The sequence below is a fragment of the Kitasatospora sp. NPDC057542 genome (genome assembly GCF_042801945.1).
Taxonomy (GTDB): Bacteria; Actinomycetota; Actinomycetes; order Streptomycetales; family Streptomycetaceae; genus Kitasatospora.
The window spans coordinates 1-9379 of record NZ_JBHVFE010000361.1; the positions used below are offsets into that span (position 1 = coordinate 1).

Annotated in this window: 9 protein-coding genes; 5 read left to right on the forward strand and 4 right to left on the reverse strand. The window is 73.8% G+C overall.

Going from position 1 to position 9379, the window contains the following annotated elements:
• Positions 1-201 precede the first annotated feature (201 nt).
• The gene (locus tag ACFU7Y_RS32685; RefSeq protein WP_224283647.1) at positions 202-1512 is read right to left on the reverse strand and encodes an extracellular solute-binding protein; all 1311 of its coding nucleotides are present in this window, start codon (positions 1510-1512) and stop codon (positions 202-204) included.
• 326 nt (positions 1513-1838) lie between these two features.
• Here ACFU7Y_RS32685 and ACFU7Y_RS32690 point away from each other — a divergent pair, with 326 nt between their 5' ends.
• Complete coding sequence (locus tag ACFU7Y_RS32690; RefSeq protein WP_224283648.1) at positions 1839-2645, forward strand: IclR family transcriptional regulator; 807 nt, start codon at positions 1839-1841, stop codon at positions 2643-2645.
• A gap of 231 nt (positions 2646-2876) precedes the next feature.
• Positions 2877-3599 (forward strand): S9 family peptidase, encoded by a 723-nt coding sequence (locus tag ACFU7Y_RS32695; protein WP_224283649.1) that lies wholly within the window; start codon positions 2877-2879, stop codon positions 3597-3599.
• Here the strand turns inward: ACFU7Y_RS32695 and ACFU7Y_RS32700 are convergent.
• Together ACFU7Y_RS32700 and ACFU7Y_RS32705 are read right to left on the reverse strand one after the other, a co-directional pair.
• A complete protein-coding gene (locus ACFU7Y_RS32700) occupies positions 3596-4129 on the reverse strand; it encodes a universal stress protein (RefSeq protein ID WP_380770546.1) in 534 nt (177 codons plus the stop codon). The genes ACFU7Y_RS32695 and ACFU7Y_RS32700 overlap by 4 nt on opposite strands.
• Positions 4130-4309: 180 nt before the next feature.
• On the reverse strand, positions 4310-5002 hold the full coding sequence (locus ACFU7Y_RS32705; RefSeq protein ID WP_380770547.1) for a TetR/AcrR family transcriptional regulator: 693 nt from the start codon (positions 5000-5002) through the stop codon (positions 4310-4312).
• A gap of 127 nt (positions 5003-5129) precedes the next feature.
• On the opposite strand from ACFU7Y_RS32705, the gene ACFU7Y_RS32710 reads away from it, so the two are divergent.
• On the forward strand, positions 5130-5948 hold the full coding sequence (locus ACFU7Y_RS32710) for an MOSC domain-containing protein (protein ID WP_224284748.1): 819 nt from the start codon (positions 5130-5132) through the stop codon (positions 5946-5948).
• A 193-nt stretch (positions 5949-6141) separates the two neighbouring features.
• On the opposite strand, the gene ACFU7Y_RS32715 is transcribed toward ACFU7Y_RS32710, so the two are convergent.
• Positions 6142-6474, reverse strand: a complete 333-nt coding sequence (locus tag ACFU7Y_RS32715; RefSeq protein ID WP_224284751.1) for a ribonuclease domain-containing protein — start codon at positions 6472-6474, stop codon at positions 6142-6144.
• A 388-nt stretch (positions 6475-6862) separates the two neighbouring features.
• On the opposite strand from ACFU7Y_RS32715, the gene ACFU7Y_RS32720 reads away from it, so the two are divergent.
• Both ACFU7Y_RS32720 and ACFU7Y_RS32725 read left to right on the forward strand, forming a co-directional pair.
• Positions 6863-8458 (forward strand): carboxyl transferase domain-containing protein, encoded by a 1596-nt coding sequence (locus ACFU7Y_RS32720; protein WP_380770548.1) that lies wholly within the window; start codon positions 6863-6865, stop codon positions 8456-8458.
• Positions 8459-8898: 440 nt separating this feature from the next.
• Positions 8899-9273 (forward strand): transglycosylase SLT domain-containing protein, encoded by a 375-nt coding sequence (locus ACFU7Y_RS32725; RefSeq protein ID WP_224282704.1) that lies wholly within the window; start codon positions 8899-8901, stop codon positions 9271-9273.
• Positions 9274-9379 lie beyond the last annotated feature (106 nt).

Genomic DNA, 9379 nt, shown 5'->3' on the forward strand with positions numbered 1-9379 from the left:
GCCCGGGGGTGCGGCCGGCGCCCTGCCCCCACGGCGCCTCTGCGGGGAAGGCGGCGCCGGGGCGGTCGAGGTGGATACGGACACGTGCGGGACCTGCTCTCTGAGACGAACCGGGAGGGGGGCCGTCCGTACGCGGCCGGTGGCACGATGCCCGCGGGCTCGGTACCCGTGGGCTCGGTGCCTGTGGCGGGCGGTCGGCCGTCAGCGCGCGGCGAAGGCCGAGGAGATCTGCGCGGCGGCGTCCGCCGAGGCCTTGGCCACGTCCGCCTTGCCGGTGACGACCTGCTGGAGCATCGTCGGGATCACCGACTGGGCGTCGATCTGCGCCCACGCCTGGTCGAGCGGGACGAACCTGGTGCCGGCCGCGATGGTGTCGGTGAAGGGCTTCAGGAAGGCGTCCTTCGCCGCGACCTTGCCGCTGACGGACTTGAGCGTCGGCAGGTTGCCCATCGCGTCGTACATCTGCTCCTGGTACGTGGGGCTCGCCAGCAGCTCGGCGAACTCGACGGCCAGGGTGCGGTGCTTGGCCGCCTTCATCACGCCCAGGTTGTTGCCGCCGGCGAAGGCCGGAGCGATCGAGCCGGGCTTCTCCCCGGGCAGCGGCACCACGCCGTACTTGCCCTTGACCGCGCCCGCGTCCACCTTGCTGCGGTTGGAGTTGAGCAGTACCGCCATCGCCGACTTGCCTGCCGCGAACAGGTCGACGGTCTTGCCGCCGGTCAGGTCCGCACACTGCTGGGCGGGGCAGCCGTCCGCGCCGAACAGATCCGTGTAGCGCTTGATGCCGGCCTGCGAGGCGGGCGAGTCGATCGCCGCCTTGAACCTGGAGCCGTCCTTGGTGGCGATGTCGCCGCCCGCGTCCCAGACGAAGGGCAGCGCGGCGAAGGTGTACTTGCCGCCGACGGCGATGCCGAAGGTGTCCGGGTGCGCGGCGTGGATCTTCTGGTTGGCGGCGACCAGCTCGGCGTACGAGGTCGGCGGGGTGAGGCCGGCCTCGGTGAACAGGTCGGTGCGGTAGTACAGCGCGCGCACGCCGACCCACCAGGGCAGGCCGTAGGTCTTGCCGTCGACCACGGCCGTCCTGGCGATCGCCGGGTCGAGGTCGCCCTTGTCCTGCCACTTGTCCAGGTCGGCGGTGATGTCGGCGAGGCCGCCGGCGGCGACGTAGCCGGGCAGGTCGGTGTTGCCGAACTCGACCAGGTCGGGGGCGCTGTTCGGGTCGTTGAACGCGCCCTTCATCTTGGCCGCGCGGGCCGAGGCGTCGGTGTCGATGTAGCTCACGTTGACGGTGACGCCCTGGTGGGAGCCCTGGAACTCGGTCACGGCCTTGGCGACCACGGCCTCCTTGGCCGCGTTGCCCGCCTCGTTGTACAGCCAGACCTGCAGGGTGCCGGTCCGGTCGTCGGCGGCCTTGTCGCTCGCCGGCGAGGCGGTGCCGGGGGCGCAGGCGGTGGCGGCCAGGCAGCCGGCGGCGAGCACGACGGCTGCGGCGGTCCGTCCGATGAGTCGCATGGTGGAGACCTCCCCTCCCGACAGCTGCCGCCGAGACGTCCGCCGCCGGGGACGGGCACGTCGAAGCAGGCCCTGACCGGGGCCGATGGTGGGTGAAGTGGTGGGGGTACGGCAGGGCGCAGCGCTCGGGTGGGGCGACGTCGCCTGCTCGATGGCAGGGACGTTAGGCGGGGGCGATCGGCGCCAACAAGAGGAAGTTGGTGAAAGTTTTGCACTGCACAACGTTGTATCGAAGATGCGGCGTTCCGGCTGCGAACGGGTACGTTCGGACAACCGCCGCCGACCTGCGGGGGAACACCGGCAGAACGACACCAGGGAACGGACCCATGACGGAGACGGCGCCCAAGAAGCCCGCGACCGAACGCAACCAGTCCTCCTCGCTGCGCCGCGCGCTCGCCGTCCTCGGCTACGTCCGCGACCACAGCGACGGGCGCGGCGTCCCGCTCGCCCAGCTCGCCGACGGACTCGGCCTCAACAAGAGCACCGTGCTGCGGCTGGCCGGCCCCCTGCTGGACGAGCACCTCCTCGACCGGGACCGCGAGACCGGCTGGTTCCGGCTCGGCCACGGCTCCCTGCGGCTCGGTCAGGCCTACCTGACCACCCTCGACCTGCGCAGCGTGGCCGCCGAACACCTGCGTCGGCTCCAGCGGGAGGCGGGCGAGACCGTCCACCTGACCGTCTGGCAGGCCCCCGGGATCGTCTACCTGGACAAGGTCGAGGACGAGACCAACGTCCGGATGGCCTCCCGGGTCGGCAGCCGCGCCCCCGCCTACTGCACCGCCACCGGAAAGGCGATCCTCGCGTGGCTGCCCGAGGAGGCCGTCGGCGAGGTGGTCGCGGCCGGCCTGCGCCCGGTGACCGCCTGGACCATCTCCGACGAACCCCGGCTCCGCGCCGACCTCGCCCGCATCCGCGCCCGCGGCTACTCGATCGACGACCGCGAGAACGAGCCCGAGGTCCGCTGCGTCGCCGCCCCGATCTTCGACCACACCGGTGAGGTGACCGCCGCGCTGTCCGTCTCCGGCCTCACCTCACGGATGACCGCCGCCAGGGTCCGCGCCCTCGGCCCGGTGGTCGCCCAGGTCGGCCTGCGGATCTCCCGCGAACTGGGCTCCGACCGTCAGCCGTCCTGAACGCCCGGCCGATCCCCGCTCCCGGACACGCAGAAAGGGCCCGGCACCGGTTCGACGGCACCGGACCCTGTCCGACATCGGAGCGCCAGGCCCGGGTCGCACGGACTCTTCCTACTGAAAGTAGGACGTGCTCTGGTAGCACCACTGACGCCTGAGGAGGAATCACTCCCTCGCAACGGGAAGTACAGTACCAGCTCCGTGATCATTCACCGAATCGGAGGGAAATCCCGGATGACGAGCGCTCGGCTTCAGACGGTTCCGTACGCCGCCGGGAGGCTGACGGACATTCACCTTCCGGCCCCCGGCGGCGCCGGGCCGGCTCCCGTCGTACTGCTCTGGCACGGCAGGGGTCCGAACGAGCGTGACGTGCTGCGGCCGCTGGCCCGGGAGGCCGCCGGGCTGGGGCTGCTGGTGCTCGTCCCGGACTGGAACGCCGAACAGCCCGACGGCGGCAGTGCCGAACTGCTCGCCTCGCTGGCCCAGGCCCGCCGGATCGCCACCGAGTACGACGGGGACCCGACGCGCCTCGTCCTGGCCGGCTGGTCGATGGGCGGCCGCGAGGCGATCGCCGTGGCCACCCACCCCGGCACCCCCGCCGAGCTGCGCCCCGTCGCCGCCGTCGGCATCGCCTCCCGCTACTCGACCGAGGCCGTCACCACCGGCGAAGCCCCGCTCGACCACCTGGCGGCCGGCCCCTCCCCCGTCCCACTCCGGCTGGTCCACGGCACGGCGGACGAGATCGTGGACGTCGAGCACACCCGACAGTTGAGCGCCGCTCTGGCACAGCGGATGTCGGCGGTACGGACCCTCGAACTCCCCACCGACCACGCCGGCGTGGTGATGACCACCTACCGGCCCGAGGCTCGCCGCTGCCTCCCGGCCACCGATGCCGGCACCCTGGCCGCAGGCCGGCGGACCGCCGCCGTCCTCGCCGAGGCGGCCGGACTGTCCTAGCCGCCGTTCTCTGCCGCCGGCTCCCGCGGCAGCCCGTGGGCGCGTTCCAGTGCCTCCAGGTCGCGTTGCAGCGGTGGGCGCGGGACGGCCAGGACCGGGCAGGTGGCATGCCGGACGCAGTACGCGGTGATCGAGGGGTGCACCAGTCGGGCGAGGCGGCCGCGTTCCCGTCCGGCGCCGAGGACGAGGAGGTCTCCGGGCCGGTCGGCGCACCGCACCAGTGTGTGGCCGGTGTCGCCGCGGACGGCCTGGCAGCGCAGTCGGACGCCCGCGTGGCGTCCGGCGAAGGCCTCGTCCAGGGCCTGCCGCAGCCGGGCCACGGCGGCGTCCCGGCCGGCGTTGACCACCGGCGGGCACGGGGTGCGGCGGCAGCCGAGCACGTCGCCCGGCGGGGTCCAGCAGAGCACCGCGAGCACCTCGACGTCCGTCCGGCGGGCCTCGGCCACCGCATGGTGCAGCGCGGCGAGGCTGCCGAGCGAGCCGCTGACGCCGACCACGATCCGGCCCTCGTCCGCACCACTGTCCGCCATGGCCCTGCCCCTGCCTCTCCGTCCGCCCGCGCGTCCGTGTGCCCGCGCACCGGCCCGGACGGCGCCGATTCCACCCCAGCAAAGCGGTCCCCACCCGTGCGGCCCCGGCCCGTTGACGCGGCTCTGACGCGGAGCCCGCCCTTCCGTACGCGTCCCTGATGCCGTGCGGACGACGCGCGCTCAGGCCTCCGGCGACTCCGGGGGCTCCGGGGGCTCCGCTTCCCAGAGGTCCGCGAACATCCGGTCCAGGTGCTCCTCCCCGATCGGCGGGACCGGCAGCGGGTGGGTGGCCCGGGCGCGGAAGCCGTCGAGCAGGAGGGCGAGGTAGCGGCGCCAGAGGTCGGAGCGCAGCTCGGTGGCGGCGGGCAGGGCCCGGCAGAGCGGGCCGAGCAGGAAGAGCAGGTCCATCGTGACCACGTCGCGGCGCATGGTGCCCTGTTCCTGGGCGCGGGCGATCAGGGCGCCGACGGTGGCTGCGTGCCGGCGACTGATCTCGATCATTCCGGGGATGGTCGGGATGGCCTGGGTGACCAGGTCGTTGATGCCCCGGTCGGCGGCGACCAGCTCGAAGATCCGCGCGAAGTACCGTTCGAGGCCGCTCCAGGCGTCCTGGGCGGCGAGCGCTTCCTCACCCGCGGTGGCCAGGCCGTCCCCGGCGTCCGCGAACACCTCGCCGATCAGCGCCTCGCGGGTCGGGAAGTGCCGGTAGAGGGTGGCGTTGCCGACGCCGGCCTCCTTGGCGATCTGGTCCAACGGCACGTCCAGGCCGTGTCGGGAGAACATGTCGCGGGCGGCGGAGAGCAGCAGGTCACGGTTGCGCTGCGCGTCCCGCCGGAGCCGCCCCGGGGGGTTCGCGCTGCTCGGTGGTGCCATGCCCCGACCCTAGCAAGCGCCGGGCGAACGCACCCGGCACCGCCCACCGCCCCCCGTCGAGGCACTCAACTACCCTGTGGGGTCGACAAGATGGACGGCATGCAAGCAGAAAGGGGGCGGCGGGACGATGGCCACGGTGACGGAGCTGCGGTACTACCCGGTGAAGGGGTGCGCCGGGGTGGCGGCCGCACAGGCGGAACTCACCCGGGCCGGGCTCGCCCATGACCGGGCGTTCATGGTGGTGGACGAGGAGGGCGTGTTCCGCTCCCAGCGCCGGGACCCGGCACTGGCCACCGTCCGCCCGGCGGTGTCGGAGGACGGCCGTCGGCTGACCCTGGCCGCTGCGGGGGTGGAGCCGGTGTCCGTGCCGGTGGACGCCGAGGGCCCGCGCCGCGAGGTGCGGCTGTTCGGTGCGCCGTTCCTCGGCATCGACCAGGGCGGGGAGGCGGCCGGCTGGCTCTCCGAGGTGCTGGGCGTGCGCAGCCGGCTGGTCCGGGTGCCGCCGGAGCACGACCGGGTGACCGACGGGCTGACGCCGGGCACCTCGGGCTACGCGGACAGCTGTGCCGTGCACCTGGTGTCGCGTTCCTCGCTGGAGCGTTTCAACGAGCTCTCCGGTGCTCAGCCGCTGCCGATGGACCGCTTCCGCCCGAACCTGGTGGTGGACGGCTGGACCGAGCCGCACACCGAGGACCTGGCCCGCCGGATCGAGGTGGGCGAGGCCGAACTGGGCTACGCCAAGCTCGCGATCCGCTGCGCGGTGACGATGGTGGACCAGTCCTGCGGCGCCAAGGCGGGCCCGGAGCCGCTGCGCACGCTGGCCCGGTACCGCCGGGCGACGGCCGGCGGGGTGGCGTTCGGCAGCAAGTTCGCGGTGCTGAGGCCCGGCACGCTGCGGGTGGGGGACGAGCTGGCGGTGGGTGCCTGGGGGCCGTCCGAGCTCTGAGCCCGGCGCGGCCGCTGCGGCCGCACGGCGGTGACCTCGGCGGGGAAGTGCGCCGGGGCCACCGTCGTGTCGGGAGTGCCCCGGGCCGGGGCCGGTCCCCGGAGGGCCGGCCGGCGCTCGACCGGCGCTCAGCAGACGGCCGGCCGGTGGTCGGCGACGGTCAACCGACGGTCGGCCGGTACGCGGTGAGCGCTCAGCAGGTCTGGTCGATCAGGTAGAACGTGGCGTAGTGGTCGCCGGTGTAGTAGTCCTCCTGGTAGGCCTGGCCGGTCACGATCCGGCGGGCGCCGCGGGTCGGGGAGCCCGGGGTGATGACGGTGTACTCGTGGTAGTAGCCGTAGTACTCGCCGGGGAGGACGCTCTCCCGGTTCTGGAAGACCACGCCGTCCTGGGAGTAGGGGAACGGTCCGCCGGAGGCGATCAGGTTCAGGGTGTCGGTGGCCTGCGACGGGAGGGCGGAGAGGCAGACCGAGCCGCTCACGTCGGCGTGTGCGTCGGTGGCGACGGCGACCGGGGCGAGGGTCATCAGGGCGACGGCGGTGACAGCGGCTGCGCGGGACTTCCACGCGCGTAGAGTGCGAGTCATGTCCACCAGTGTGGCGAGACACCGTCAACTCCGGAAGCCCTCCGGAAAACTATTAACCAGTGAGTAACTCCCCTTTACCTACGTCGACTTGACCCGTACTCCGGCCTGGGCGCCCGTTCCCCGGAGCCGCCCGCGAAACGCCCACGAACCACCTGCCCGGCACGGGGGTCGACCGTCATCGAACTCTCGTCGGAGGCGCCCCTCCCGGCCGTCCGGGCGCTCCCCGCACCCGGGCCACGCCCCCACCGCGCTCCCGACCACGCCGCATGGAGTGCCGCGTAGAGTGGCGGATCACGGCGGGCCGGAACGATCTCTGACAGGGGTGGGCATGGGTACGGGCTCGGGCGCGGCACTGACGGCCCACCAGCTGATCGGTCTGCTGGTCGACCCGGGAGGCTTCCGCAGCTGGGACGAGCCGCCCACATCGGACCGGACCGACCCCGGCTACCGCGCCTCGCTAGACCGCGCTCAGGAGCGCACCGGCCTGGACGAGGCCGTCCTCACCGGCGTCGGCCTGGTCGACGGCCGGCCGGTCGCCCTCATCGCCTCCGAATTCGGCTTCCTCGGCGGCTCCATCGGCGTCGCCACCGCCGAGCGGATCACCCGCGCCGTCGAACGCGCCACCGCCGAACGGCTGCCGCTGCTCGCTCTGCCGGTCTCCGGCGGGACGCGGATGCAGGAGGGATCGGCGGCCTTCCTCTGCATGCTGCGGATCACCGCTGCCGTCCAGACGCACCGCGCGGCCGGCCTCCCCTATCTCACCTATCTGCGCAACCCCACCATGGGCGGCGTCTTCGCCTCCTGGGGCACGCTCGGTCAGCTGGTCCTCGCCGAGCCGGGCGCCCGGCTCGGTTTCCTCGGACCGCGCGTGTACGAGGAGCTGCGCGGCGTGGAGCTGCCGCCGGACGTCCAGCGGGCCGAGACGCTCGCCGGTCGGGGACTGGTGGACGCCGTCGTACCGCCGCAGGAGCTGCGCGAGCTGCTCCGCCGTACGCTCGCCGTCCTCACCGCCGCACCGCCGTCCCCTTCCACGGATCCCGCGGCTCCCGCGGACCCCACAGCTTCCACCGACCCCGCGACCGCTCCCGAGCCCGCTCCGGCCGCCCCCGGCCGCCCCGACGCCTGGGACTCCGTCCGCCGCACCCGTCGCCCCGACCGTCCGGGCGCCCGCGAGCTGCTGCGGCACACCGCGGAGGAGCTGGTGCTGCTGGACGCCCCCGGCGGGCGCGGCGGCGCACTGGTCCGGGCCCTGGCCGTGCTCGGCGGGCGGCCCGTGGTGGTCGTCGGCCAGCAGCGGCAGGCCCCCGAGCACGAGCGTCCCTTCACCGCCGCCGACCTGCGGGCCGTACGGCGCACCGCGCGCCTGGCCGAGCAGCTCGGGCTGCCGCTGGTCACCGTGGTGGACACGGCCGGCGCCGAGCTCTCCGCCCAGGCCGAGCTGGACGGCATCGCGGTGGAGATCGCGCACTGCCTGACTACTCTGCTCGCGCTGCGCACGCCCGTCCTGGCCGTGCTGCTCGGCCAGGGCTCGGGCGGCGGGGCGCTCGCGCTGCTCCCGGCGGACCGGGTGATCGCCGCCGAGCACGCCTGGCTGGCGCCGCTGCCGCCGGAGGGCGCCTCGGCGATCGTCCACCGGGACGGTGCGCACGCCGCCGAGCTGGCCCGTTCCCAGGGAATCGGGGCGCACCACCTGGCCGAGGTCGGGCTGGTCGACGAGGTGGTCCCGGAGCAGCCGGACGCCGCCGAGGAACCGGAGGCCTTCTGCACCCGGCTCGGGCACGCGGTCGGTGCGGCGCTCGGCGCCCTGGCGGCGGCCACCGAAGCGGACCGACTCGCCGACCGGGCCGTCCGGCACCGGCGGCTGGGTGACCTGCGCCGGCCGTCCACCGCGACGGTGTGGCGCCGGTCTCAGATGCGGGGTTGATCGTCTGTACCCACCGTGGTTCGGCCGGTCCCGGCGCGTGACGCCCGCCGAACCGAAACGGTGAGTGCGCTCACAGCTGTTCAAGGCCCACGACGGCCGGTAGTAGACGCCCCGGTACGACCGACCGGCCCCCGAGAACCCCGCGTTCGCCCAGCTCAGCGCCGGTCGACGCGTCCCGCACGAGCCGGCCCGTCGAATCCACGGCAGGCCCTTCCGTACGACCGCGGGTCGTAATGAGGGGGTCTTGGCGACGGCCCATCCGGTCTGCCAACAATGGCTTCCATCGCCAGCCGCACCGGCACCTGTCCCGCCGGTGAGTGGCTCACTGCCGAATCACGCCCCGCGACCGCCCGGCCCCTGTCCGACCGCGGTCCGAGGCGGGGTGTGACCGGCCCAACCCGATTGAGGTCTTCTCCTTGATGCCCGTTTCCAAGCTCCGTATGCGTACCTCCGCCGCCGTCCTCGCCGGCACCGCCGGTCTGACCGCCCTGGGCGCGGGTGTGCTGCCCGCCACCGCGAACGCCGCCACCCTCTCCCCGAAGGCCATCGCCGCCCAGATCGTCCCGGCCAACCAGCTGGCGTCCTTCAACCAGATCATCTCCCACGAGTCCAGCTGGAACGTGACCGCGGTTAACCCGAGCTCGGGCGCGTACGGCCTGGCCCAGGCACTGCCGGGCTCCAAGATGGCCTCTGCGGGTGCGGACTGGAGGACCAACCCGACCACCCAGATCAAGTGGGCGCTGGACTACATGAACACCCGCTACGGCAGCCCGAACGCCGCCTGGGCCTTCTGGCAGACCCACCACTGGTACTAAGCCGGCCATCGGCTCACCGCCTCCGCCCGTCACCTGACCACTCCCCCTCACCCCGGGGGTCGGACAGGGACCACCGGGGTGCCCGGCAGGGCCCGGACCCGCGCGA

Coding starts and splice junctions, on each gene's coding strand:
- ACFU7Y_RS32705 (WP_380770547.1), bottom strand. CDS start 5,002: ATGGCACCACCGAGCAGCGCGAACCCCCCGGGGCGGCTCCGGCGGGAC.
- ACFU7Y_RS32720 (WP_380770548.1), top strand. CDS start 6,863: ATGGGTACGGGCTCGGGCGCGGCACTGACGGCCCACCAGCTGATCGGT.
- ACFU7Y_RS32695 (WP_224283649.1), top strand. CDS start 2,877: ATGACGAGCGCTCGGCTTCAGACGGTTCCGTACGCCGCCGGGAGGCTG.
- ACFU7Y_RS32710 (WP_224284748.1), top strand. CDS start 5,130: ATGGCCACGGTGACGGAGCTGCGGTACTACCCGGTGAAGGGGTGCGCC.
- ACFU7Y_RS32700 (WP_380770546.1), bottom strand. CDS start 4,129: ATGGCGGACAGTGGTGCGGACGAGGGCCGGATCGTGGTCGGCGTCAGC.
- ACFU7Y_RS32715 (WP_224284751.1), bottom strand. CDS start 6,474: ATGACCCTCGCCCCGGTCGCCGTCGCCACCGACGCACACGCCGACGTG.
- ACFU7Y_RS32690 (WP_224283648.1), top strand. CDS start 1,839: ATGACGGAGACGGCGCCCAAGAAGCCCGCGACCGAACGCAACCAGTCC.
- ACFU7Y_RS32685 (WP_224283647.1), bottom strand. CDS start 1,512: ATGCGACTCATCGGACGGACCGCCGCAGCCGTCGTGCTCGCCGCCGGC.
- ACFU7Y_RS32725 (WP_224282704.1), top strand. CDS start 8,899: ATGCGTACCTCCGCCGCCGTCCTCGCCGGCACCGCCGGTCTGACCGCC.